At 71.4% G+C, this 23,742-nt stretch carries 19 protein-coding genes; 9 read left to right on the top strand and 10 right to left on the bottom strand.

Features of this window, described 5'->3' with window-relative positions:
• Positions 1–6: 6 nt before the first annotated feature.
• The 4 genes from whiA to uvrC are packed head-to-tail and all read right to left on the bottom strand — an operon-like array spanning position 7 to position 5,082.
• The gene (gene whiA, locus ACFVTC_RS05985; protein WP_010987695.1) at positions 7–996 is read right to left on the bottom strand and encodes a DNA-binding protein WhiA; all 990 of its coding nucleotides are present in this window, start codon (positions 994–996) and stop codon (positions 7–9) included.
• On the bottom strand, positions 987–2,057 hold the full coding sequence (gene yvcK, locus ACFVTC_RS05980; RefSeq protein WP_390124353.1) for a uridine diphosphate-N-acetylglucosamine-binding protein YvcK: 1,071 nt from the start codon (positions 2,055–2,057) through the stop codon (positions 987–989). Before yvcK ends, whiA begins: the two co-directional genes overlap by 10 nt.
• On the bottom strand, positions 2,054–3,025 hold the full coding sequence (rapZ, locus tag ACFVTC_RS05975) for an RNase adapter RapZ (protein WP_168527565.1): 972 nt from the start codon (positions 3,023–3,025) through the stop codon (positions 2,054–2,056). The genes yvcK and rapZ overlap by 4 nt, the downstream gene beginning before the upstream one ends.
• Positions 3,022–5,082 (bottom strand): excinuclease ABC subunit UvrC, encoded by a 2,061-nt coding sequence (gene uvrC / locus ACFVTC_RS05970; RefSeq protein WP_390124351.1) that lies wholly within the window; start codon positions 5,080–5,082, stop codon positions 3,022–3,024. The genes rapZ and uvrC overlap by 4 nt, the downstream gene beginning before the upstream one ends.
• Before the next feature lie 658 nt (positions 5,083–5,740).
• Between uvrC and ACFVTC_RS05965 the strand changes: the two genes are divergently transcribed.
• Complete coding sequence (locus ACFVTC_RS05965; protein WP_390124349.1) at positions 5,741–6,688, top strand: hypothetical protein; 948 nt, start codon at positions 5,741–5,743, stop codon at positions 6,686–6,688.
• Positions 6,689–6,731: 43 nt separating this feature from the next.
• On the opposite strand, the gene ACFVTC_RS05960 is transcribed toward ACFVTC_RS05965, so the two are convergent.
• Complete coding sequence (locus tag ACFVTC_RS05960) at positions 6,732–7,139, bottom strand: Rieske (2Fe-2S) protein (RefSeq protein WP_390124347.1); 408 nt, start codon at positions 7,137–7,139, stop codon at positions 6,732–6,734.
• 202 nt (positions 7,140–7,341) lie between these two features.
• Between ACFVTC_RS05960 and ACFVTC_RS05955 the strand changes: the two genes are divergently transcribed.
• Both ACFVTC_RS05955 and ACFVTC_RS05950 read left to right on the top strand, forming a co-directional pair.
• Entirely contained in the window at positions 7,342–8,406 is a 1,065-nt protein-coding gene (locus tag ACFVTC_RS05955) for a LacI family DNA-binding transcriptional regulator (RefSeq protein WP_390124345.1), read from the top strand.
• The gene (locus ACFVTC_RS05950; RefSeq protein ID WP_390124343.1) at positions 8,403–9,314 is read left to right on the top strand and encodes a carbohydrate kinase; all 912 of its coding nucleotides are present in this window, start codon (positions 8,403–8,405) and stop codon (positions 9,312–9,314) included. Before ACFVTC_RS05955 ends, ACFVTC_RS05950 begins: the two co-directional genes overlap by 4 nt.
• Positions 9,315–9,463: 149 nt before the next feature.
• Here the strand turns inward: ACFVTC_RS05950 and uvrA are convergent, their stop codons facing one another.
• Positions 9,464–12,505 (bottom strand): excinuclease ABC subunit UvrA, encoded by a 3,042-nt coding sequence (gene uvrA, locus ACFVTC_RS05945; RefSeq protein ID WP_390124341.1) that lies wholly within the window; start codon positions 12,503–12,505, stop codon positions 9,464–9,466.
• Positions 12,506–12,728: 223 nt separating this feature from the next.
• Here uvrA and ACFVTC_RS05940 point away from each other — a divergent pair, with 223 nt between their 5' ends.
• The 5 genes from ACFVTC_RS05940 (at position 12,729) to ACFVTC_RS05920 (ending at position 17,030) form a co-directional block, all read left to right on the top strand.
• The gene (locus ACFVTC_RS05940; protein ID WP_390124339.1) at positions 12,729–13,418 is read left to right on the top strand and encodes a maleylpyruvate isomerase family mycothiol-dependent enzyme; all 690 of its coding nucleotides are present in this window, start codon (positions 12,729–12,731) and stop codon (positions 13,416–13,418) included.
• Between the two features lie 48 nt (positions 13,419–13,466).
• Positions 13,467–14,123 carry an MBL fold metallo-hydrolase gene (locus ACFVTC_RS05935; protein WP_390124337.1) on the top strand — a complete coding sequence of 219 codons (657 nt, stop codon included), beginning with the start codon at positions 13,467–13,469 and terminating at the stop codon, positions 14,121–14,123.
• Positions 14,124–14,467: 344 nt separating this feature from the next.
• Positions 14,468–15,370: an ABC transporter substrate-binding protein gene (locus tag ACFVTC_RS05930; protein WP_390124335.1), complete on the top strand. Its 903-nt coding sequence runs from the start codon at positions 14,468–14,470 to the stop codon at positions 15,368–15,370.
• On the top strand, positions 15,367–16,281 hold the full coding sequence (locus tag ACFVTC_RS05925) for an amino acid ABC transporter permease (RefSeq protein ID WP_390124333.1): 915 nt from the start codon (positions 15,367–15,369) through the stop codon (positions 16,279–16,281). The genes ACFVTC_RS05930 and ACFVTC_RS05925 overlap by 4 nt, the downstream gene beginning before the upstream one ends.
• On the top strand, positions 16,278–17,030 hold the full coding sequence (locus tag ACFVTC_RS05920) for an amino acid ABC transporter ATP-binding protein (RefSeq protein ID WP_390124331.1): 753 nt from the start codon (positions 16,278–16,280) through the stop codon (positions 17,028–17,030). Before ACFVTC_RS05925 ends, ACFVTC_RS05920 begins: the two co-directional genes overlap by 4 nt.
• A gap of 19 nt (positions 17,031–17,049) precedes the next feature.
• Here the strand turns inward: ACFVTC_RS05920 and aroQ are convergent, their stop codons facing one another.
• Positions 17,050–17,523 carry a type II 3-dehydroquinate dehydratase gene (aroQ, locus tag ACFVTC_RS05915; RefSeq protein ID WP_390124330.1) on the bottom strand — a complete coding sequence of 158 codons (474 nt, stop codon included), beginning with the start codon at positions 17,521–17,523 and terminating at the stop codon, positions 17,050–17,052.
• 295 nt (positions 17,524–17,818) lie between these two features.
• Here aroQ and ACFVTC_RS05910 point away from each other — a divergent pair, with 295 nt between their 5' ends.
• Complete coding sequence (locus tag ACFVTC_RS05910) at positions 17,819–19,120, top strand: MFS transporter (protein ID WP_390124328.1); 1,302 nt, start codon at positions 17,819–17,821, stop codon at positions 19,118–19,120.
• Positions 19,121–19,171: 51 nt separating this feature from the next.
• Here ACFVTC_RS05910 and ACFVTC_RS05905 read toward each other — a convergent pair whose 3' ends face one another.
• From ACFVTC_RS05905 to ACFVTC_RS05895, 3 genes are all read right to left on the bottom strand, one after another.
• Positions 19,172–20,272, bottom strand: a complete 1,101-nt coding sequence (locus ACFVTC_RS05905; RefSeq protein WP_390124326.1) for a calcium:proton antiporter — start codon at positions 20,270–20,272, stop codon at positions 19,172–19,174.
• Positions 20,273–20,407: 135 nt separating this feature from the next.
• Positions 20,408–21,397, bottom strand: a complete 990-nt coding sequence (locus tag ACFVTC_RS05900; RefSeq protein WP_390124324.1) for a TerC/Alx family metal homeostasis membrane protein — start codon at positions 21,395–21,397, stop codon at positions 20,408–20,410.
• Positions 21,398–21,682: 285 nt separating this feature from the next.
• A complete protein-coding gene (locus ACFVTC_RS05895) occupies positions 21,683–23,725 on the bottom strand; it encodes a TerD family protein (protein WP_390124322.1) in 2,043 nt (680 codons plus the stop codon).
• Positions 23,726–23,742 lie beyond the last annotated feature (17 nt).

Raw genomic sequence — 23,742 nt, 5'->3', positions numbered from 1 at the left:
GGCCGGTCAACCCGCGAGGTTGTCCGCCATTTCCTCGGTGAGGTTGGACTCCGTACCCGGGATTCCCAGATCCTGGGCCCGCTTGTCGGCCATGGCCAGCAGCCGTCGGATGCGGCCGGCGACGGCGTCCTTGGTCAGCGGCGGGTCGGCGAGCGCGCCCAGCTCCTCCAGGGATGCCTGCTTGTGCTCCATGCGCAGCCGTCCGGCCGCGGCGAGGTGTTCCGGAACCTCGTCGGCGAGGATCTCCAGGGCACGCTGCACGCGTGCCCCGGCGGCGACGGCCGCACGGGCGGAGCGGCGCAGGTTGGCGTCGTCGAAGTTGGCGAGCCGGTTGGCCGTGGCCCGGACCTCGCGGCGCATCCGCCGCTCCTCCCAGGCGAGCACGGACTCATGCGCGCCGAGGCGGGTCAGCAGCGCGCCGATCGCGTCCCCGTCCCGTACGACCACCCGGTCCACTCCGCGCACCTCGCGGGCCTTCGCCGCGATCGACAGCCGGCGGGCGGCGCCGACCAGTGCGAGCGCGGCCTCCGGGCCCGGGCAGGTCACCTCCAGCGAGGAGGAGCGGCCGGGCTCGGTCAGCGAGCCGTGCGCGAGGAAGGCTCCACGCCAGGCCGCCTCGGCGTCGCAGGTGGCCCCCGAGACCACCTGCGGCGGAAGGCCCCTGATCGGGCGTCCACGGCCGTCCACGAGCCCTGTCTGGCGGGCCAGCTGGTCGCCGCCCGCCACGACGCGCACGACATAGCGGGAGCCGCGGCGCAGCCCGCCGGGCGCCATCACGATCAGTTCGGAACTGTGGCCGAAGATCTCCAGGATGTCCCGCTTCAGCCGACGTGCCGCCATCGCGGTGTCGAGCTCCGCCTCGATCACGATCCGGCCGCTCACCAGGTGAAGGCCGCCCGCGAACCGCAGAATGGCGGATACCTCCGCCTTTCTGCAGCAGGTCCGGGTGACGGGAAGCCGGGAGATCTCATCCTTCACCGCTGCCGTCATCGCCATGGGCCGATCCTTCCATGCATCCGAAAAATACGGTCGTACGCGGCGGCCAACAGCTCCGGGTCGTGCCGCGGAGATCCGTCGGTCCGGGCCACCGGCGCCAGCTCGACCGCGGCGCCGAACCGCTTGGCAGCGTCGGTCAGTGAGTCGCGGTCGGGCACGGCGGCCTCGTCGGCCAGCACCACGTCCAGGGCGAGTTTAGGGGCGTGTCGTCCCAAAACCTCCAAATGACGCTGCGGAGAGAAGCCCTCGGTTTCTCCGGGCTGCGGGGCGAGGTTCAGGGAGAGTACCCGGCGGGCCTTCGTCTGCGTGAGGGCGTCCAGCAGCTCGGGGACGAGAAGATGCGGAATCACCGAGGAGAACCAGGAGCCGGGGCCCAGCACCACCCAGTCCGCGTCGAGGACGGCCGCCACCGCCTCGGGGACGGCGGGCGGGTCGTGCGGCACGACGTGCACGGACTGCACCTCACCGGGGGTGAGCGCCACGGTGGCCTGCCCGCGGACCGTCTCCACGTCGTCGGGCCGCTCCGGCCGGTGGCCCTTGACCAGGGCCTGCAGCTCCAGGGGCACGGCGGACATGGGCAGCACCCGGCCGTGCGCGCCCAGCAGCCTGCCGACCAGGTCCAGGGCCTGGACGTGGTCGCCGAGCTGTTCCCACAGGGCGACGATCAGCAGATTGCCGACCGCGTGCTCGTGCAGGTCGCCCTTGGACTGGAAACGGTGCTGGATGACGCGGGCCCAGGTCTGGCCCCAGTCGTCGTCGCCGCACAGCGCCGCCAGGGCCTTGCGCAGGTCGCCGGGGGGCAGCACGCCCAGTTCGTCGCGCAGCCGGCCGCTGGAGCCGCCGTCGTCGGCCACGGTGACGACGGCGGTGAGGTCCCCGGTGATGCGGCGCAGCGCGGCGAGCGAGGCGGACAGGCCCATGCCGCCGCCCAGGGCGACGACCTTGGGCTGGGCGCCTCGGCGGCGCGGCTTCGCGCCGCGTGCCTCGGCGGGTCTGCCGCCCTGTCCCTCCGCGGTGATCCTCCGCAGCCTGCTGAGCCGCAGTGCGGCACGTCCCGTCATTCCCGGCCCATGTCCCGGTGGACGACCACGGTCTCCACGCCCTGCGAGGCGAGGCGGGCGGCGAGCTTCTCGGAGGTGGCGACGGAGCGGTGCTTGCCGCCGGTGCAGCCGACCGCGATGGTCACGTAGCGCTTGCCCTCGCGGCGGTAGCCGGCGGCGATCAGCTGGAGCAGCTCGGCGTAGCGGTCGAGGAACTCCTTGGCGCCGGGCTGGTTGAAGACGTAGGCCGCGACCTCCTCGTTGAGGCCGGTGTAGGGGCGCAGCTCCGGGACCCAGTGGGGGTTCGGCAGGAAGCGCATGTCCACGACCAGGTCGGCGTCCACGGGGAGGCCGTACTTGAAACCGAAGGACATCACGGTGGCCCGCAGCTCGGGCTCCTCCTCGCCCGCGAACTGGGCGTCCATCTTGGCGCGCAGCTCGTGCACGTTCAGGCTGGAGGTGTCGATGACCAGGTCCGCGTCGCCGCGCAGCTCGCGCAGCAGCTCGCGTTCGGCGTCGATGCCGTCGACGATGCGGCCGTCGCCCTGGAGGGGGTGCGGGCGGCGCACGGACTCGAAGCGGCGCACCAGCACCTCGTCGGAGGACTCCAGGAAGACGATCCGCCGGGTGACGTTCTTCGACTCCAGGTCGGCGAGGGACTCACGGAGGTTGTCGAAGAAGCGGCGGCCGCGGACGTCGACGACGACCGCGATCCGGGCCACGTTGCCCTGGGAGCGGGCGCCGAGCTCCACCATGGTGGGGATCAGCGCGGGCGGCAGGTTGTCCACGACGAACCAGCCGAGGTCCTCCAGGCACTTGGCGGCCGTCGACCGGCCCGCTCCGGACATCCCGGAGATGATCACCAGTTCGGGGATGGCGGCGTCGGGTGCCACGGCCGTCTCCATCGTCGTGTCTTCCTGCGTTCCCTCTGTCGCTTCGGCGCCCTGTGGGGCGTCCTCTTGTCGGTCCTGTCGTTCGCTGTCGCTCATGTCTCCTGCCCCCGTCGTTCGTACGAGGCGCCCGCGGTCACGGGCTCCTCCGGGGAGTCCGGCGTCGTCCCGGGCTCCTCGTCTTCCATGATCTCTCCAGTCGCCGTGTTCACGGCGGGTGCGGCCGGAGCCGCCTGGGCGAGGGCCACGGCGATCGCCTCGGCCGTCTTGCGGCCTATGCCGGGAACTTCGCAGATCTGGTCGATTGTCGCGGATCGCAGCTTTTTCACGGAACCGAAATGCTTGATCAGCGCCTGTTTGCGTGTCTCGCCGAGACCCGGCACCTCGTCCAGCGGGCTCGCTTTGAAGCGCTTGGCCCGCTTGACGCGCTGGTAGGTGATGGCGAAGCGGTGGGCCTCGTCACGGACGCGCTGGAGCAGGTACAGGCCCTCGCTGGTGCGCGGCAGGACCACCGGGTCGTCCTCGTCCGGCAGCCAGACCTCCTCCAGCCGCTTGGCCAGGCCGCAGACGGCGATGTCGTCGATGCCCAGTTCGTCCAGGGCCTTCTGGGCGGCCGCGACCTGCGGCCGGCCGCCGTCGACGACGACCAGCTGCGGGGGGTAGGCGAAGCGCTTGGGGCGGCCGTCGTCCTCGGTGAAGGCGCTCTCCCCGGCGCTCGTCACCTCGTCCTCGCCGTCCGTCCATTCGCCGGTCCGCTCCTTCTCGGCGAGGTAGCGCCTGAAGCGGCGGGTGATCACCTCGTGCATGGACCGGACGTCGTCCTGGCCCGCGAAGCCCTTGATCTGGAAGCGGCGGTACTCGCCCTTGCGCTGCAGTCCGTCCTCGAAGACCACCATCGACGCCACCACGTCGTCGCCCTGGAGGTGCGAGATGTCGTAGCACTCGATCCGGAGCGGGGCGCTGTCCAGGGCGAGGGCCTCGGCGATCTCCTCCAGGGCCCGGGAGCGGGTGGTGAGGTCGGAGGCGCGCTTGGTCTTGTGCAGGGCGAGCGCCTGGAGCGCGTTGCGCTGCACGGTCTCCATGAGCGCCTTCTTGTCGCCGCGCTGCGGGATGCGCAGGGACACGTTCGAGCCGCGGCGCGCGGCCAGCCACTCCTGGACGGGCTCCACGAGGTCGGGCAGCGCCGGGACGAGCACCTCCTTGGGGACGGAGTCGCCCGTCTCCTCCCCGTAGAGCTGCTGGAGCGCGTGTTCGACCAGGTCACCGGTGGTGACGGCCTCGACCTTGTCGGTGACCCAGCCGCGCTGTCCGCGCACCCGGCCGCCGCGTACGTGGAAGATCTGCACGGCCGCTTCCAGCTCGTCCTCCGCGACGGCCATCAGGTCGGCGTCGGTCGCGTCGGCGAGGACGACCGCGCTCTTCTCCATGGCCTTCTTCAGGGCCTCGATGTCGTCGCGCAGACGGGCCGCGCGCTCGTACTCCATCTCCTCCGCCGCGTCCGTCATCCGCTTCTCCAGGCGGCGGATGTACGTCCCCGTGCGGCCGGCCATGAAGTCGCTGAACTCCTCGGCCAGTTCACGGTGCTCCTCGGCGGTGACGCGCCCGACGCAGGGGGCGGAGCACTTGCCGATGTACCCGAGGAGGCAGGGGCGGCCGGTGCGGGCGGCGTTCTTGAACACGCCGGCCGAGCAGGTGCGGACGGGGAAGACGCGCAGCAGCAGGTCCACGGTGTCGCGGATCGCCCACGCGTGCCCGTACGGCCCGAAGTAGCGCACGCCCTTGCGCTTGTGGCCGCGCATCACCTGGACGCGGGGGAACTCCTCGTTCATGGTCACCGCGAGGTACGGGTAGCTCTTGTCGTCGCGGTACTTGACGTTGAACCGGGGGTCGAACTCCTTGATCCAGGAGTACTCCAGCTGGAGCGCCTCGACCTCCGTGGACACCACCGTCCACTCCACGGACGCCGCCGTGGTGACCATGGTGCGGGTGCGGGGGTGGAGGTTCGTCAGGTCCTGGAAGTAACTGGCCAGGCGCTGGCGCAGGCTCTTCGCCTTCCCGACGTAGATCACCCGGCGGTGCTCGTCGCGGAATTTGTACACCCCTGGAGAGTCCGGGATCTGTCCCGGCTTGGGGCGGTAGCTGGAGGGGTCGGCCATGTCACACACCCTACTGGCGCGGGCTGACACCGTGACGGCCTCCCGGTCCGCCCGTGGACGAGTCCGGCGGCGTCCGGGGTCCCGGCGGGACGCCGCGGACGCCGAGGACGGGACGTCGAGGCGGAGGGCGCCCAGGAACGCCGGGGACGCCGGACGTCTGGAACGCCGGGGACGCCGGGGACGCCGGACGTCTGGAACGCCGGGGACGCCGGGGGCGTGACAGCGAGGTCGGGGCGGGCCGGTGGTCCGGTACCGGTCCGGGGGAGCCGGACGGTGCCCCGGGCCGGTGTCCCCGGGACGCCGGACCACCGGCGTGGTGCGCTCCCGGCCATCCGGTGCCGCTCGTGACCGGCCCGGCCCGCGCGTTCCCGCCGAAGTCGGCTCCGGCCGGGCGCGCGGCCGGGGAGCCCCCGGCCTCTCCTGCCCTGTCGGCGGGACGGGCGGGCGCGACGGACGAACGCATCCGCGCCACCGGGCCGACCGTGTTGGGCATCAGGTGTTGTCGGGACTTGGTCAACACGCTTCAATGCGGGGGAACTCGGGGGCGTGGACGGCGACAGGCGCGTGTGAACCGGAACCGCGCGCCGGCCGGGCGTCCCCGGGAACCCTCGCGCGACGGTCTGACCAGCCGTTGTGAACTCCACAGAAAGGCTCCTGCATGCGGCACGGCACACAGCACGCGGACGTCGCCACGGCGGAACTGGAGACGGCCCTCGCGGGCGGCCCCTTCCATATCGCGCTGCGTGCCGCGATCACCGCACGCGGCCTGCCCCTGCAGCGCGTCCAGCACCATCTGTCGCGGTACGGGGTGAAGGTCGGGGTGACCAGCCTGAGCTACTGGCAGCAGGGTGCGCGGCGCCCGCAGCGCCCCGAGTCGCTACGGGCCGTACGCGCCCTGGAAGAGATCCTCCAGCTCCCCGACGAATCCCTGATCCGGCTCCTCACCAAGGCCGACGAACGCTCCGAGCCACAGCGCCCCGGGGGCCGCTCGTACCGCTCCCTGGTGGAGGCCTCCGGCGTCCTGGAGGAGCTGCTGGCCGAGCTGGAGTCGACGCTCGACGGCGGACTGCACACGATCGGCCACCACGAGCGCGTGCGGATCGGCGCACACCGCGAGCTGCTGGCACGCGAGTCGCAGCACATAGTCCGCGCCCACAGAGACGGAGTGGACCGCTATGTGGCCATCCACCACGGCGATCCGGGCTGCGCTCCTGACCGTACGAGGGTCCGCGCCCTGGAGAACTGCCGTACGGGCCGGGTGCGATGGCACCGTGACACCGGGGTGCTGGTGGCCGAGCTGCTCTTCGACACACGGCTGCGCGCGGGCGACACGTTCCTCTTCCGCTACGCCTTCGAGGACGGCACGGCGGGCTCGTCCAGCGAGTACGTGCGCGGGTTCAGTTTCGCGGGCGGGCAGTACGCCCTCCAGGTGGGGTTCGCCGAGGAGGCGCTGCCGGTGCGGTGCCACCGCTTCACCCAGCACTCGGCCGCGGCACCGCGCAGTGGCCGCCAGGAGCTGCCGCTGAGCGGGCACCACCGCTCGGTGCACCTCGTCGAGCCGCGGGTGCGGTCGGGCATCGTGGGGATCGGCTGGGACTGGGAGTGATCCGGTGGGACCGGTGGCGGCCCGGTCCCCGCGTCCGCGGTGATCAGGCGCCGGGACCCGCGACGATCTTCCCGCCCTTCGCCTCCACGTGCAGTTCCTTCAGCGGCTCGGTGGCCGGTGCCCGCAGTACCTTGCCCGTCGCCGCGTCGAACTCGCTGCCGTGGCACGGGCAGACGAGCGTCGTTCCCCGCAGCTTGTCGATGGCACAGCCGGCGTGCGTGCAGACCGCGCTGAAGGCCCTGAGGGAGCCGTTCCCGGCGCGGCTGACCACGACGTTCCGGTCCCGGTACAGCTTGGCGCCGCCCTCGGCGATCTCACTCTCGGCGCCCAGGTCGACGGGGGCGGTCGGCGTCGCCGGTGTCCCGCCGCCGCTGCCGGAGCAGGCGGTGAGGGCGATCCCGGCGACGGGCGCGAGCGCCGCTCCTCGCAGGACGGTACGGCGGCCGGGCATGGCGTCTCCACTGGTCGGGGCTGGATGCGCCTCGACGATACCGGTACGGACCGCTCGCTCCCGAGCGGGGCGGGAGACGGGTAGTCCTGAGGCGCTCCTGAGGCGCTCCTGAGGACGTAAACGTTTGCGCAAGCGTTTACGCCGGCCGCCGCGTGCGATAGGTTCCCGCCCGGGAAGGGCCACGGCGGGGAAGGGCTGGGCGATGGCGACGATGGTCGACGTGGCGGCGCACGCCGGAGTGTCCGTGGCGACCGTCTCCCATGTCCTCAACGACACGCGCCCGGTGCTGCCCCACACACGTCAGGCCGTCCTCGACGCCATCGACGCGCTCGGCTACACCCCCAACGCACTGGCGCGTTCGCTGGTCACCTCGCGCACCCGCTCCATCGGCCTCGCGGTGTCGGCGATCAGCAATCCGTACTTCACGGACATCCTCCAAGGCATCGAGGCCGGCGCCCTGGAAAAGGGCTACGGGCTGCTCCTCGCCGACCCGCACGACGACCCCCGGCACGAGCGGAAGGTCGTCCAGCTGCTCCACGAGCGGCGCGTCGACGGACTGATCGTCGCGCCCTCGGCGGACCCCGACGCGCTGCTGCGCTACCTCGCCCGGCACCAGGTCCCGACCGTCTTCCTGGACCGCCTGGTCGAGGCCCCGGCCGGCCACTCCTTCGCCTTCGACCAGGTCTGCACCGAGAACGCCGCCCCCATGGCGCGGCTGGTCGCCCATCTCACCGAGCGCGGCCACCGGCGCATCGGACTCGTCGCCGGCCTGCCGGGCCTGAGTACCACCACCGAGCGGATCTCCGGCTACCGTCACGGCCTCGCGGGGGCCGGGCTCCCGTACGACGAACGGCTCGTGGTGCACGGCGACTCGGTGACGGAGGCGGCCGAGCGCGCCACCGCGGCCCTGCTCTCCCTCGGCGCGCCGCCCACCGCTCTCGTCACCGGGAACAACGCGATGACCATCGGCGCGCTGCGCACCCTGCGCGAGCGCGGCCTGTCCGTACCGGACGACCTGGCGCTGTGCTGCTTCGACGACTTCGCCTGGGCGGACCTGTTCACACCCCGGCTGACCGTGATCTCCCAGCCCGGCAAGGAGATCGGGGAGCAGGCCGTCCGGCTGCTCCTGGAACGGCTGGCCGCGCCGGAGCTGCCCGGCCGGACGGTCCGGCTCCCGTGCGTCTTCGTCCACCGCGGCTCGTGCGGCTGCGCCGAGCCGCTCCGCCCCGAGATTCCCGAGAGCCACGCGAAAGGATCCCTGTCGTGATCGTCGTCGCCGGTGAGGCCCTGATCGACCTGGTGCCGCAGGGCGCGGGCGCGCTAGTGCACCTGCGGCCGGCGCGAGGCGGTGGCCCCTACAACACCGCGGTGGCACTGGGCCGCCTCGGCTCCCCCACCGTCTTCTGCTCCCGCGTCTCGAACGACGCCTTCGGCGAGGCACTGCTGGGCGGGCTGCGCGAGGCGGGCGTCGACGTGTCCTGGGTGCAGCGTGGCGCGGAGCCGACGACGCTGGCGGTCGCCACCGTCGACCCGGACGGTTCGGCCGCCTACTCCTTCTACGTGGAGGGCACGGCGGACCGTCTGTTCACCGCGCCGGACCGGCTTCCCGACGCGGTGCGGGCGGTGTCCTTCGGCACTGTCTCCCTGGTCCTGGAACCTGGCGCGAGTGCCTACGAGGAACTGCTGCGGACCGCTGCCGCGCGGGGTGTGTTCACCGCGCTCGACCCGAACGTCCGGGCGGGGCTGATCGCCGACGCGGACGCGTACCGCGCCCGTTTCAAGAGCTGGCTTCCTTCGGTCTCGCTCCTCAAGCTCTCCGAGGAGGACGCGCGGTGGCTGGGCGGCACCCCGCGTGAGTGGCTGGCGTCCGGCCCCGCGGCCGTCGTGATCACCCGGGGCGGCGACGGTCTGACGGTGTTCACCCAGGACGGCGCGGCCCACTCCGTGCCTGGTGAACCGGTCGAGGTGGTGGACACCATCGGCGCCGGAGACACGGTGAACGCGGCCCTGCTGCACGGCCTGGCCGCGCGGGACGCGCTCTCTCCCGCCGCCCTGGCGGACCTGGACGCCGAGGACTGGACCGGGCTGCTGCGGTTCGCGGCCCGCGCGGCGGCGATCACCTGCTCACGCGCGGGCGCGCAACCGCCGTACGCCGCGGAACTCGACGCCCCCTGAGATCTCCAGGTCCCTTCCGGAACCGGCCTCTGAGCAGGGGCCGACCGACGGGCGACCGGCGACCGGCGACCGGCGACCGGCGACCGGCGACAGCCAAGTGCACGGGCCCCGCGGGGAGTTCCCGCGGGGCACCGGATCCTGCCGTCGTGTCAGGCCTTGCGCGCCCGCGTGGTCTTCTTCGCGGGGGTCGCCTTCTTGGCCTCCGTGGTCTTCGTGGCCGCGGCCGCCTTCTTCGGGGCCGTGTTGTTGACGGCCTTCGTGGCCGTCTTCCGGGCCGCCGTCTTGGCCGCCACCGCCTTCTTGGCCGCCGCCTTGCGGGGGGCCTTCACGGCGGCGCCGTCACTGATCCGGTCGGCGCCCAGGATCTCGCGGAGGAACTTGCCGGTGTGGCTGGTCGGGACCCCGGCGACCTCCTCGGGCGTGCCCTCGGCGACGACGAGACCGCCGCCGTTGCCGCCTTCGGGGCCCATGTCGACGACCCAGTCGGCGGTCTTGATGACATCGAGGTTGTGCTCGATCACGATGACGGTGTTGCCCTTGTCCACCAGGCCGGACAGCACCGTGATGAGCTTGCTGATGTCCTCGAAGTGCAGACCGGTGGTGGGCTCGTCCAGCACGTACACCGTGCGTCCCGTGGAGCGCTTCTGCAGCTCGCTCGCGAGCTTGACGCGCTGGGCCTCGCCGCCGGACAGCGTCGGCGCGGACTGGCCGAGCCGGACGTAGCCGAGACCGACGTCGTTGAGCGTCCTGAGGTGGCGGTTGATGGCGGGGACGGCCTCGAAGAAGTCGAGGGCCTCCTCGATCGGCATGTCCAGGACCTCGGAGATGGACTTGCCCTTGTAGTGGACCTCCAGGGTCTCCCGGTTGTACCGCGCCCCGTGACAGACCTCGCAGGGGACGTACACGTCCGGCAGGAAGTTCATCTCGATCTTGATCGTGCCGTCGCCCGAGCAGTTCTCGCAGCGGCCGCCCTTGACGTTGAAGGAGAAGCGGCCGGGCAGATAGCCCCGCACCTTCGCCTCGGTCGTCTCGGCGAACAGCCTGCGGACGTGGTCGAAGACTCCGGTGTAGGTCGCCGGGTTCGAGCGGGGGGTGCGGCCGATCGGCGACTGGTCGACGTGCACGACCTTGTCGACGAGGTCGTCGCCCTCGACGCGGGTGTGCCGCCCGGGAACGCTCCGGGCGCCGTTGAGCTCGCGCGCCAGGTGCGTGTACAGGATGTCGTTCACCAGCGTGGACTTGCCGGAACCCGAGACACCCGTGACGGCCGTGAGCACGCCCAGGGGGAAGGACACGTCGATGTCCTGCAGGTTGTTCTCCCGGGCGCCGTGCACCGTGAGGCTGCGGCCGGGGTCCGCGGGGCGGCGGATGTCGGGGAGCGGGATCTGCCTCTTGCCCGACAGGTACTGGCCGGTCATCGACTCGGTGTTGGCGAGCAGCTCCTTCAAGGGGCCGCTGTGCACGACCTTGCCGCCGTGTTCACCCGCGCCGGGGCCGATGTCGACGACCCAGTCGGCGACCTTGATGGTGTCCTCGTCGTGCTCGACGACGATGAGCGTGTTGCCCATGTCGCGCAGCCGGACGAGGGTCTCGATCAGGCGGTGGTTGTCGCGCTGGTGCAGACCGATGGAGGGCTCGTCGAGGACGTACAGGACGCCGACGAGTCCGGAGCCGATCTGGGTGGCCAGGCGGATGCGCTGGGCCTCACCGCCGGAGAGGGTGCCGGCCGCGCGGTTGAGCGAGAGGTAGTCGAGGCCCACGTCGACCAGGAAGCGCAGCCGTTCGTTGACCTCCTTCAGGACCCGTTCGGCGATCTTCTTGTCGCGGGCGTCGAGCTTCAGCTCGCCCAGGAAGTCCGCGCAGTCGCTGATCGACATCGCCGAGACCTCGGCGATCGACTTCTCCATGACGGTGACCGCGAGGATGAGGGGCTTGAGCCGCGTGCCCTCACAGGTGGGACAGGGCACCTCGCGCATGTAGCCCTCGAAGCGCTCACGGCTGGCGTCGCTCTCGGCCTCGCTGTGCCGCCGCTTGATGAAGGGGACGGCTCCTTCGAAGGGTGTGGTGTAGACGCGCTCGCGCCCGTACCGGTTGCGGTACCGCACTTCGATCTGCGTCTTGTGGCCGTACAGCAGGGCCTTCCTGGCGCGCTGCGGGAGGCCGGCGAAGGGGATGTCGGTCCGGAATCCCAACGCGTCAGCGAGGGCTCCGACGAGCCGCCCGAAGTAGTCCTTCGTGTGGCCGTGCGACCAGGGGTGGATGGCTCCCTCGTCGAGCGACTTGTCCTCGTCGGGGACGATCAGCTCGGGGTCGACCTCCATGCGCGTGCCGATGCCGGTGCACTCGGGGCAGGCGCCGAAAGGCGAGTTGAAGGAGAAGGAGCGCGGCTCCAGCTCCTCGAAGGAGAGGTCGTCGTAGGGGCAGTACAGGTGCTCCGAGTACATGCGCTCGCGCTCGGGGTCGTCCTGCGGGAGGTCGACGAAGTCGAGCACGACCATGCCGCCGGAGAGGCCGAGGGCGGTCTCCACGGAGTCGGTGAGGCGGCGCTTGGCGGTGTCCTTGACCGTGAGGCGGTCGATGACCACCTCGATGGTGTGCTTCTCCTGCTTCTTCAGCGTGGGCGGCTCGGTGAGCTGGATCGTCTCGCCGTCGACCCTCGCCCTGCTGTAACCCTTGGTCTGGAGGTCGGCGAAAAGGTCGACGAACTCCCCCTTGCGCTCTCGCACCAGCGGCGATAGCACCTGGAAGCGGCTCCCCTCGGGCAGCTCCAGGACCCTGTCGACGATGGCCTGCGGCGACTGCCGCGTGATGGGGCGGCTGCACTGGGGGCAGTGCGGCTTGCCGATGCGCGCGAAGAGCAGGCGCAGGTAGTCGTAGACCTCGGTGATGGTGCCGACCGTCGAGCGCGGGTTGCGCGAGGTCGACTTCTGGTCGATGGAGACCGCCGGGGAGAGGCCCTCGATGAAGTCCACGTCCGGCTTGTCCATCTGACCGAGGAACTGCCGGGCGTACGACGAGAGAGACTCCACGTAGCGCCGCTGGCCCTCGGCGAAGATCGTGTCGAAGGCCAGCGAGGACTTGCCCGACCCCGACAGGCCCGTGAAGACGATGAGCGAGTCGCGCGGGAGGTCGAGCGAGACATTCTTGAGATTGTGCTCGCGCGCTCCACGGACGATGAGACGGTCGGCCACGCCGGTCCGCACCTTTCTTGAGAGAAGTGACAGGGGCGGGGCCCCCGTCGTTTTCAGACTAGGGGGAGCCACTGACAGCGCCGGTTGCTTTCTTCTGGTTCACAACAATCCCGGACCCTCCAGCATGCCCGACGCCACGCCCGAGCTTATAGCACGCGCATTCGATTTACGGGGGCGGCCGACCACCTTCACCCGAACGTGTGGCCGGGCTAGGGTCGGCCACATGATGGATCATGTGCGCGACCTGGCGTCTGTACGTGACGCGACCGAACGGCTGCTCAGCGCGGCCGCCGAACTGGACAACGCCTCCGTGACCGAGCCGTCACGGCTGCCCGGCTGGAACCGTGGCCATGTGCTCGCCCACCTCGCCCGCAACGCGGACGCCCTGGTGAACGTCCTCGACGGACGCCCCATGTACGTCTCCGGGGACGCCCGGGACGCCGACATCGAGCGGGACGCCCCCCGCCCCCTGGACGTCCAGCTCGCGGACGTACGCGAGAGCGCGGCCCGCTTCCAGAAGACCGGGGACGCGCCCGCGGACTGGTCACGGACGGTGGAGCTGCGCAACGGGGTCACCGACACCGCGGCCCGGGTGCCGTTCCGGCGGTGGGGGGAGGTCGCGCTGCACCATGTCGACCTCGGCATCGGCTACGAGCTGGAGGATCTCCCGGCGGAGTTCGTGACGCGGGAGATCGACTTCCTCGTCGAGCGGTTCCGCGGGCACGAGGACGTGCCGTCCACGGGCCTGGCCACCGACGGCGGACAGGTCTGGACGACCGGCGGTGGTGCCGGGGGCGGACCGGTCGCCGTGCGCGGTCCGGCCGCCGACCTGCTCGGCTGGCTCTGCGGCCGCCGCGACGGATCCGCGCTGCGGGTCGAGGGCGGAAGGCTGCCGACGCTTCCGCCCCTGTAGAGGCCGGGACGCACCTCGGGCCCGCTCCCCCGCTATAGGCTGGCCGCCATGACGTACAGCGGAGCGGTGAAGGTCGGCGGACCCGCCGAAGTGCACGAGCTGCAGAACCTGATGATCTCCAAGGTCGCGGTCGGCCCGATGGACAACAACGCCTATCTGCTGCGCTGCCGGGCCACCGACGAGCAGTTGCTGATCGACGCCGCCAACGACGCCTCGACGCTGCTCACGCTGATCGGTGACGACGGCATCGCGTCCGTCGTCACCACCCACCGGCACGGCGACCACTGGCAGGCGCTCGACGAGGTCGTGGCGGCCACCGGCGCCCGCACCTACGCGGGCCGGGACGACGCGGAGGGCATCCCGGTGCCCACCGACGTCCTCGTCGGCGACGGCGACACGATCCGGGTGGGGCGCGTGGAGCTCACCGCGCGCCAACTGGTGGGACACACGCCGGGCTCGATCGCCCTCGTCTACGACGACCCGCACGGGCACCCTCATGTGTTCACGGGGGACTGCCTGTTCCCGGGTGGTGTGGGCAACACACGTAAGGACCCGGAGGCGTTCGCCAGCCTCATCCACGACGTGGAGACGAAGATCTTCGCCCCGCTGCCGGACGAGACCTGGGTCTACCCGGGGCACGGCAACGACACGACCCTGGGCGCCGAGCGCCCGCACCTGCCGGAGTGGCACGCGCGCGGCTGGTGATCGTCGCCGGCCGTGCGGCGGAATCCCGGCCGGGGCGTGAAGCCGCCGAGCGCGCGCCCCGTGTGAATCGGACGCACGCGTCGGCACCCCGCGCGCGCTCCCGGCGTGCGCGGTGGTGCAGTCCACTGGAAGCAGCCCCGCACAGGATGACGGCTCCTGTGGTGGGACAGGCCGCCGGCCTTCGATTCCCGCCCTCGGCCGGCGGCCCCGGGCGAAGCCCCCGCCGGACCGCTCGGCCGGGCTTCTCGCCGAGCGTTCACGGGACTGCAACACACGTTCCCACCATGCGGACAATTACCGCTGTGACCTCGACAGACGGCACGGTGCACTGTCACTCTCCCGCCATGCCTCTCGCCCAACGCGCTCTGCGCCGCGCCGCGTCCACCGCCACCGTCGCCCTGCTCGCCGTCGCCGTGGGCTGTGCCCCGCAGCCGGAGAACCCGGAGAACCCGGCCTCCGGCAGGACTTCCGGGAAGACCGGGACATCCGGAGAGACCTGCGCGAAGGGCGCGTTGGGCACCCGGACGACCGGGAAGCTGACGGTCGCGACCGACGAGCCCGCGTACGAACCGTGGTTCAAGGACGGCAAGCCCGCCAACGGCGAGGGCTTCGAGTCGGCGGTCGCGTACGCCGTGGCGAAGCAGCTCGGCTACGACAGGTCCGAGGTCGTCTGGCAGACCGTCCCCTTCAACAAGGCCTTCGCGCCCGGCGAGAAGACCTTCGACTTCGACGTCAACCAGGTGTCGATCAGCGCCGAGCGCAAGAAGGCCGTGGACTTCTCGTCCGGCTACTACGACGTCCGCCAGGCCGTCATCGCGCTCAAGGGCTCCAAGGCGGCCGGGGCGAAGAGCCTCGCGGATCTCCGGCACGTGAAACTCGGCGCCCAGGTCGGCACCACCAGCCTGGACTACATCGACGACGTGGTGAAGCCGGACCGGCAGCCCGCCGCGTACGCCAAGAACGACCAGGCCAAGTCCGCGCTGAAGAACGGTCAGGTCGACGCCATCGTGGTCGATCTGCCGACCGCCTTCTACATCACCGCGGCCGAGGTGACGGACGCGAAGATCGTCGGGCAGTTCGAGAACACCGGTGGCACGCCGGAGCAGTTCGGACTCGTCCTCGACAAGGGCAGCGCGCTCACCCCGTGCGTGACGAAGGCCGTGGACGCGCTGCGCGAGGACGGCACGCTCGCCTCGGTCGAGAAGCAGTGGCTGTCCGAGGCCGTCGACGCTCCGGTGCTCAAGTGACCTTCACGAAGGAGGAGTCGGGAGAGGGCCCGGCCAAGGACCCCGGCGAGGGCGGTCCGTCCGGGGCGTACGTTCCGTCGCGGCGGCGCGTCGAACGGGAGCGCTACAAGCGGGCCCGTGCCCGTCGTGCGACGGCGATCGCAGCGCTCTCCACCCTGGTGACCGGCGCCGTCCTCTACCTCGTCGTCGTCAGCGCGCCGGGCTGGCAGCGCACCAAGGAGACGTTCTTCAACGGCCGGTACGCGCGCGAGGCGTTCCCCAAGGTCCTGGAAGGGCTCTGGCTCAACGTCCGGCTGCTCCTGGTCTGCGGGGTCGCCGTCCTCGTCCTGGGCATGCTGATCGCCGTCGCCCGCACCCTGCGCGGCCCGGTGTTCTTCCCGGTGCGCGCGCTCGCCGCCGCGTACACGGACTTCTTCCGCGGACTCCCGCTGATCATCAACCTGATGATCGTGGTCCTGGGCGTTCCCGCGCTGCGCTTGCAGGGCGTCACCGTGGACCCGGTGCTGCTCGGCGGCACGGCGCTCACCCTGACGTACTCGGCCTACGTCGCCGAGGTGTTCAGGGCCGGCATCGAGTCCGTGCACCCCTCGCAGCGCGCGGCCGCCCGCGCGCTCGGTCTCACCAACCGGCAGGCCCTGCGGTACGTCGTCCTCCCCCAGGCCGTGCGCCGCCAGGTCCCACCGCTCCTCAACGACCTGGTGTCCCTCCAGAAGGACACCGGGCTCGTGTCGATCGGGGGCGCGGTCGACGCGGTGCGCGCCGCGGACATCATCGTGGGCCGCAGTCTCAACTACACGCCGTACATCGTCGCGGGACTGGTCTTCGTCGCACTTACCATCCCGATGACCCGCTTCACGGACTGGGTCACGGCCCGGATGGACCGTCAGCGGGCACAAGGAGGGGCCATATGACCGACACTCCGGTGCTGCGGATGGAGTCCGTCCGCAAGACCTTCGGCGAGACGGTGGTGCTGCGGGACGTCGACCTGGACGTCGCCCCGCACACGGTGACCGCGCTGATCGGCACCTCCGGCTCGGGCAAGTCGACCCTGCTGCGCTGTGCGAACCTCCTCGAGGAGATCGACGACGGCGCGATCTGGCTCGACGACGAGGAGATCACCCACCCGCGGGCCGACCAGGACGCCGTACGCCGTCGCATCGGTGTGGTCTTCCAGGCGTACAACCTCTTTCCGCACATGACGGTTCTGGAGAACATCACGCTCGCGCCGCGCCGTGTGCACGGTGCGAGCCGCGCCGAGGCGGAGGCCCACGCCCGGGAACTGCTCGACCGGCTCGGCCTCGGGGCCAAGTCCGGCGAGTACCCCGACCGCCTCAGCGGCGGCCAGCAGCAACGGGCCGCGATCGTCCGCGCGCTGGCCGTACGTCCCCGGCTGCTGCTGCTCGACGAGATCACCGCCGCCCTCGACCCGGAGCTCGTGGGCGAGGTCCTGGCCGTCGTCCGGGACCTGAAGGACGAGGGCATGACCATGGTGCTGGCCACCCACGAGATGGGCTTCGCCCGCGAGGTGGCCGACCAGGTGTGCTTCCTGGACGGCGGCGTGGTCCTCGAACGCGGCACGGCGGAGCAGGTCTTCGGGGACCCCCACGAGGAGCGCACCCGCCGGTTCCTGAGCCGGATCGTGGAGGTGGGACGGCTCTGAACCGGGGTGCCCCTGCCGGTCAGGCTTCCGTCTTCCCCGTTCCGGCCAGCGCCGCGACCCGCTCCACCGCGAAGACGTAGCCCTGCACACCGCATCCGGCGATGACCCCGTCGGCCCGCAGCGAGACGTACGAGTGGTGCCGGAACTCCTCGCGCTGGTGGATGTTGGAGATGTGGACCTCCACCACCGGCAGACCGTCACAGGTGTTGAGCGCGTCCAGGATCGCGACGGAGGTGTGCGAGTAGGCGGCCGGGTTGATCACGATCCCGGCGTGGCTCTGCCGCGCCTCGTGGATCCAGTCGACCAGTTCGCCCTCGTGGTTGGACTGGCGGAAGTCCACCGTGCCGCCGTGCGCGGCCGCGGCCTTGGCGCACAGGCCCTCGACGTCGGCGAGCGTGTCGGAACCGTAGATCTCCGGCTGACGCTGCCCGAGGAGGTTCAGATTGGGCCCGTTGAGAATCATGATCGGGGCGGTGGCGAGGGTGCGGGGCACGGTTCCTCCGGTCCTTCCAGGTCTGCCGGCCCGTCGAGGACCGCTGCTCGGAACCCGGTCTATCACGGTGCGACCCCTCCACGACCGTCCATGCGATCCCCTCATGGCTACGCTCCCGGCGCCACGATCGGCGTCCACTCGGACCCGCGGCACGACGATCCCCGACCGGTCGTCACCCGGGGGGAGCGATCCGTGTCGACGGCCCCGCCCCGGCGCATCACCGTCACCTGCTGACACACCCCGCGCTTCCGCACGCCCCCCGTAACCGTTGGTCACTGTGGGTAGTTGACGCGGCATGCACGACGTACGCACCGTAAGGGCGCCCTCCATGCTCAGGCTCGCGGCCGCCTCGCTGGTCGGGACGGCCATCGAGTTCTACGACTTCTTCGTCTACGGGACCGCTGCCGCGCTCGTCCTCGGGCCACTCTTCTTCCCCACCTTCTCGCCGCTGGCGGGAACACTCGCGGCCTTCGCGACTTTCGGCGTCGGGTTCGTCGCCCGCCCTCTCGGCTCGGTGCTGTTCGGGCACATCGGGGACCGGCGCGGTCGGCGGCCGGTGCTCGTCGCCTCGTTGCTGCTGACCGGCGCGGCGACGGTCGCGGTCGGCTGCGTACCCACGTACGACACCCTCGGCGCGGCCGCTCCCGCGCTCCTTCTCGTACTGCGGTTCCTGCAGGGGCTCGGGCTCGGCGGGGAGTGGGGCGGGGCGGTACTGCTGACCGCCGAGCACGCGCCCGCCGAGCGTCGCGGGCTGTGGTCCAGCTTCCCTCAGATGGGTCCCTCACTGGGGTTCGTGCTGGCCAACGGCGTGATGCTGGTGCTGTCGGCGGCACTGTCCGACGCGCAGTTCGCCGACTGGGGGTGGCGGGTGCCGTTCTGGGCCTCGGGCGTGCTCGCGGCGGCGGGGCTGTGGCTGCGCGGCTCGCTACCGGAGAGTCCGCGGTTCCTGGAGGTGCGCGACCACTCGCGCGCGCCGATCGTCGAGGTGGCGCGCGATCACTGGCGGCTCGTGCTGCTGACGGCCGGCGGGCTCGCGGTCGGCTACGCGGTCTTCTACGCGGTGACGACCTGGGCGCTCGCCTACGGTGTCGAGCGGCTGGGTGTGAGCCGTACCGTCATGCTGGCCTGCATCATGGCGGCCGTGGTGGTGAAGGGCTCCCTTACGCCCGTGGTCGCACTGCTCGGCGACCGTTACGGACGGCGGCCGCTGTGCCTGGCGGGGTGCACGGCCGCCGCACTGTGGATGTTCCCGATGATCGCGCTGCTGTCGACCGGCGAACCCCTGCTGATGTTCCTCGGGTTCCTGGTCGCGCTGCTCGCCTTCATCACGATGTTCGCCGTGATCGCCGCGTATCTTCCGGAGTTGTACGAGCCCCGGGTGCGCTGCACGGGAGCGGCCGTGGGCTACAACCTGGGCGGGGTCCTCGGGGGCGCGCTCACGCCGATCGTCGCGACGGCGGTGGCCGAGGGAGAACGGGTCCCCTGGGGCGTGGCCGCGTATCTGACGGGGGTCGCGCTGCTCAGCCTGGGGTGCTTCGCGCTGCTGCCGGAGACCCGGCCGGTGCCCCGTCTGGCCGTGTCGGCCGTCACCGACTGAACACCGGTCACCGGGCCTCGGTCACCGGGCGTCGGGGTCTGCGGGTACCGGTCAAGGGGTGACCGCCAGCTCCAGGTACGCGGCGAACAGCACCAGATGGACGCCTCCCTGGAGAGGCGTGGCGCGTCCCGGGACGACCGTCAGGGAACTCACGACCACCGTCAGCACGAGCAGCACCATGTGGGTGGGGCCGAGGCCGAGGACAAGCGGCCCGGAGAGCCAGACGGACGCCAGCGCGACCGCGGGAATCGTCAGGCCGATGCTGGCCATCGCGGAGCCGAGGGCCAGGTTGAGACTGGTCTGCACGCGGTCGCGACGGGCCGACCGGAGCGCGGCGATCGTCTCGGGGAGCAGCACGAGCAGTGCGATGATCACGCCGACCACGGACTGCGGCATGCCGGCCGCCTCGACACCGGACTCGATGGTGGGCGAGACGCCCTTGGCGAGACCGACCACGCCCACGAGCGCGAGGGCGAGCAGCGCCAGGCTCATCCTCGCGGCGCGGGCGGACGGGGCGTCCGCGTGGTCGTCCACGTCGATCACGCGGCCCTGGCGGGTGACCGGGAGGAAGTAGTCGCGGTGCCGCACGGTCTGGGTCGTCACGAACAGGCCGTACAGGACGAGAGAGGCGAGCGCGGCGAAGGTGAGCTGGGCCGTGGAGAACTCGGGGCCCGGCTTGCTGGTGGTGAAGGTCGGGAAGACCAGGCTGAGTGTGGCGAGCGTCGCGACGGTCGCGAGGGCCGCGCCGGTGCCCTCGGCGTTGAAGACGGCGAGCCCGTGGCGCAGGGAGGCGACGAGCAGACACACTCCGACGATGCCGTTGCAGGTGATCATCACGGCGGCGAACACCGTGTCGCGGGCGAGGGTCGAGCTCTTGGCGCCGCCGTCCGCCATCAGAGTGACGATCAATGCCACCTCGATGATCGTGACGGCGACGGCGAGAACGAGAGAGCCGAAGGGTTCACCGACCCGGTGCGCCACGACCTCCGCGTGGTGGACGGCTGCCAGCACCGCGCCGGCGAGGACCACGGTCACCAGCGCGACCATCGCGCCGGGCAGGTCCCGCCCCCAGGTGAGGACGAGCAGGACCACCGCGACCACCGGCACGACGGCCGTCCACCGTGTCAGGAGCGACCGGATCGGAACGATCATGCAGTGATCGTCGCAGGCGGGGGCTGCCCCCGCATTCCGATGGCGCGCCGCCCGCGGCGACGGAAGCCCCGGGAGGGAGGCGCGGCAGCCCACCGCGCAACCCTCCCGAGGCGCTCGTTCCCGCGCCCGACAGGGTCAGACGTCGACGCTGTCCTTCCGAGCGCCCTCGGAGTCCTCCCGCGCCGCCTGCTTCCTGGTGGCCGTCAGGCTGGTGATCGTCGTGACGACCAGGACCGCGCAGATGACGCCGAGCGAGACCGGGATGGATATCTCGGGGACGTGGACGCCGGACTCGTGGAGCGCGTGCAGCACGAGCTTGACGCCGATGAACCCGAGGATGACCGACAGGCCGTAGGAGAGGTGGACCAGCTTCTTCAGCAGACCGCCGATGAGGAAGTACAGCTGACGCAGACCCATCAGCGCGAACGCGTTGGCCGTGAAGACGATGTACGGGTCCTGGGTCAGGCCGAAGATCGCGGGGATGGAGTCCAGCGCGAAGAGGACGTCCGTGGTGCCGATCGCGAGCATCACGACCAGCATCGGCGTCATGACGCGCTTGCCGTTCTGCCGGATCCACAGCTTGGTGTCGTGGTAGCGGTCGGCCACGCCGAAGCGCTTCTCCGCGGCCTTGAGCAGGCGGTTCTCCTCGAACTCCTCCTCGTCCTCGTCGGCACGGGCCTCCTGGATCAGCTTCCAGGCCGTGTAGATGAGGAACGCGCCGAAGATGTAGAAGACCCACGCGAAGTTGGCGATGATCGCGGCGCCCGCGGCGATGAAGATCGCGCGCAGGACGAGCGCTATGAGCACACCGACGAGGAGCACGCGCTGCTGGTACTGCGAGGGCACCGCGAACTTCGCCATGATCAGGACGAAGACGAAGAGGTTGTCCACGCTCAGCGACTTCTCGGTGATGAAGCCCGCGAAGAACTCGCCGGCCGGCTGGCCGCCGGAGAAGACGAGCAGCCCCAGTCCGAACAGTCCGGCCAGAGCGATCCAGACGAGCGTCCAGATTCCGGCTTCCTTGATCGATACGTCGTGCGGTTTGCGGCCGATGAAGAAGTCGACCGCGATGAGGGCGGCAAGGCCCAGGATCGTGAGGACCCAAAGGGTCAAGGAAACATCCACTGCGCCTCCGGCAGTACGTAACGGCAGATTTCAGCGTCGTCGCTACCGGAGGTCTCTTCCACCCGTGTCCGGTGGGGCGCGTGGTGCGCCTTCCGGTCACGGGCCGGCGCCCCGGGATCTGGCCAGATCCGTATTGACGGGTACGCCGCAGCAGGTAGGGAGTACTCCCCTCCGTGAGAACGAGAGTACCCGAATTGCCAAGTAAAGGTAAAGGGAAAAGTAAAAGAAATGCCAAGTTGGCTGGTCAGGGCTCTTTACTGATACTTGGTGAAGCGCTTCGAAGGGTCAGCGGTTCCACGGGCGGCGGGCCGCCGCGACCTGGGAGAGCACCTGCTGGAGCACCTGGCTGCCCGACGGGACGAGCGCGGGCTCGTACGTCCAGGCGTGACCGACCCACGGGTCGGCGAGGTGATCGTCGGGCACCGGCGTGAGCCGCAGCAGCGCACGCCACAAAGGGTCCAGCAGGGGTCCGTAGCCGGCGGCGTCCTCCCGGTCGGCCACCAGCATGAGATGGACACCGACGGCCGGTCCCTCGTCCGCGAGATAGCGCAGCTGGGTCACGGCGCGGTCGTCGAAGCCGTGCGGGAAGTCGTTGACGATCAGCAACTGCTCCGCGGTGTCGAGGCCGGGCGGCAACGAGTCGGCGGCTCCGCCGCGCACCGCCATCTGCACCAGGTCCACACGCTGGGTGAGCCGGGCCAGGACGTCGGCCACACCTGTGGCGCCGGCGGCGGGCGGACCGTCCAGCACCCCGGAGCGCACCAGCGGTGCGAGGGACGACGCCGCGGAACCGGCCGGGTCGATGACGTGCACCGTGAACTCGCCCGCGGGATAGACGGCGAGCAGCCGCGCGGCGTTCGCCACCGCCGTGTCCATCGCGAGCCGGCGCGGCTCGTCGGAATCGACGAGCGCCTCCTCGAGAGTGGCTCGTCCGCTGTCGATCCACAGACCGCGCTCCAGCGGGAGCCGGACCAGCATCGGAATGCTCAGCTCCGCGCTCTCGGGCAGATGGAGGTCGCCGAGGCGCACGGCCATGGGGATCTCCATGGGCACCCGGTAGCCGTGCCAGACCGGGTTGTCCCAGCGTGCGTACGCCGCGGGCAGCGCGGGCTCGACGACGTCCGCCTCGGCGGCGAGCTGGGCGAGGTCCCGGTCGAGCGCCGCGCGGGCCTGGTCGACCAGGTCGGCGTGCTTGGCCTGGGCGGCCTCGCGGGCGGCGTCGCCCTGGCCGCCGATCCGGCTGCGCGGGTCGGACAGGGCCTTGTCGAGTTCCTGCTCCATGCGCGAGTCGGCGAAGTCGACCGCGCTGCGGTAGGCGGCCGTGGTCCGCGCCAGGTCCTCGAACATCCCCCACACCTGGTTGTAGAGGCGCTCCTCCATCGACCAGCCGGTCGCGTCGCCCGCGACGGGCCGCACGGGCCGCACGGGCTGTCCGGGCGGGCCCGACGGTGCGGTCGGCGGAGGCGGGGGCGGCGCCGAGGTCTGCCGGCCGGGATGGCTGTAGTCGACCGGGCCGGCGGCGGCAGCGGACGGCTGGGGGACCGCGGAGGGATCGGTCTGGGCGGGGCCGCCGCCCTGGTACCCCGGCCGCGGCACGGCGGCTCCCTGACCGCCGGGCGCGTCGTACGGGGACGAGGACGGAGGCTGGAGCGGCGGTACGGCCCCTGAGGCGCCCTGCGGTCCGGCGTACGGCTGATCCGGCCCCGGTGCCGAGGCGGCCGCCTGCCGTGAGCGGTCCGCGTCCGGGGTACGGGGCGGGGGCGCCGACACCGAGCGGGCCAGCCCCTGTGCCACCGCCTCGTTGATGCTGTCCGCGAGCCGTCGCGCCTCGAGCAGTCCCTGGTCGGTGAGGAGTTCGGCGAGCCCGCCCGCGTACCCCTGGCCGACCGCGCGCACCTTCCAGGCGCCCTGTCTGCGGTAGAGCTCCAGGGCGACGACGGCCGACTCGGTGTCCAGGCCCGTGATGGTGTAGCTCGCGACCTCGGAGCCGTCGAGTCCGGTCACGGCGACGAAGGGGGCGGCCACGGCGCCGAACCGCACCGGACCGACGCCGGTCGGCAGCGCGAGCAGCACGCTGACCCGGTGCACGGTCCCTGGCAGGGCGTCGAGATCGAACGCCAGGCGGTGGTCGGCCGCCGCCTGCTTGGAGACCTCGAGCCCGGGAAGGGTGGGCGCGCCCGGGTGCGCCACCCATTCGACGCCCCGGACCCTGCCCTGCTCGTCGCTGAGCGTGGCACCGGCCACGAGCGGCCGGCCGGCCGATACACGGACCTCAAGACGGACCTGGGAGAGCGCGTGGTTCTGCCCCCGGACCAGCTCGGCCGTCATCGCCTTGTCCCCCTGTG

Origin of the sequence: Streptomyces sp. NPDC057950 (genome assembly GCF_042887295.1) — a bacterium.
Lineage (GTDB): Bacteria > Actinomycetota > Actinomycetes > Streptomycetales > Streptomycetaceae > Streptomyces > Streptomyces kaempferi.
Note: the sequence above shows the minus strand (reverse complement) of the source record. Positions and strands in the feature narration are given on the sequence as shown.

Excerpts from the sequence above, each read along its gene's own strand:
- ACFVTC_RS05940 (WP_390124339.1), top strand. The coding sequence starts at position 12,729 with ATGATGGATCATGTGCGCGACCTGGCGTCTGTACGTGACGCGACCGAA.
- ACFVTC_RS05895 (WP_390124322.1), bottom strand. The coding sequence starts at position 23,725 with ATGACGGCCGAGCTGGTCCGGGGGCAGAACCACGCGCTCTCCCAGGTC.
- yvcK (WP_390124353.1), bottom strand. The coding sequence starts at position 2,057 with ATGACGGGACGTGCCGCACTGCGGCTCAGCAGGCTGCGGAGGATCACC.
- ACFVTC_RS05905 (WP_390124326.1), bottom strand. The coding sequence starts at position 20,272 with ATGATCGTTCCGATCCGGTCGCTCCTGACACGGTGGACGGCCGTCGTG.
- ACFVTC_RS05920 (WP_390124331.1), top strand. The coding sequence starts at position 16,278 with ATGACCGACACTCCGGTGCTGCGGATGGAGTCCGTCCGCAAGACCTTC.
- ACFVTC_RS05935 (WP_390124337.1), top strand. The coding sequence starts at position 13,467 with ATGACGTACAGCGGAGCGGTGAAGGTCGGCGGACCCGCCGAAGTGCAC.
- ACFVTC_RS05910 (WP_390124328.1), top strand. The coding sequence starts at position 17,819 with ATGCACGACGTACGCACCGTAAGGGCGCCCTCCATGCTCAGGCTCGCG.
- whiA (WP_010987695.1), bottom strand. The coding sequence starts at position 996 with ATGGCGATGACGGCAGCGGTGAAGGATGAGATCTCCCGGCTTCCCGTC.
- ACFVTC_RS05930 (WP_390124335.1), top strand. The coding sequence starts at position 14,468 with ATGCCTCTCGCCCAACGCGCTCTGCGCCGCGCCGCGTCCACCGCCACC.
- ACFVTC_RS05955 (WP_390124345.1), top strand. The coding sequence starts at position 7,342 with ATGGCGACGATGGTCGACGTGGCGGCGCACGCCGGAGTGTCCGTGGCG.
- rapZ (WP_168527565.1), bottom strand. The coding sequence starts at position 3,025 with ATGAGCGACAGCGAACGACAGGACCGACAAGAGGACGCCCCACAGGGC.
- ACFVTC_RS05960 (WP_390124347.1), bottom strand. The coding sequence starts at position 7,139 with ATGCCCGGCCGCCGTACCGTCCTGCGAGGAGCGGCGCTCGCGCCCGTC.
- ACFVTC_RS05965 (WP_390124349.1), top strand. The coding sequence starts at position 5,741 with ATGCGGCACGGCACACAGCACGCGGACGTCGCCACGGCGGAACTGGAG.
- uvrC (WP_390124351.1), bottom strand. The coding sequence starts at position 5,082 with ATGGCCGACCCCTCCAGCTACCGCCCCAAGCCGGGACAGATCCCGGAC.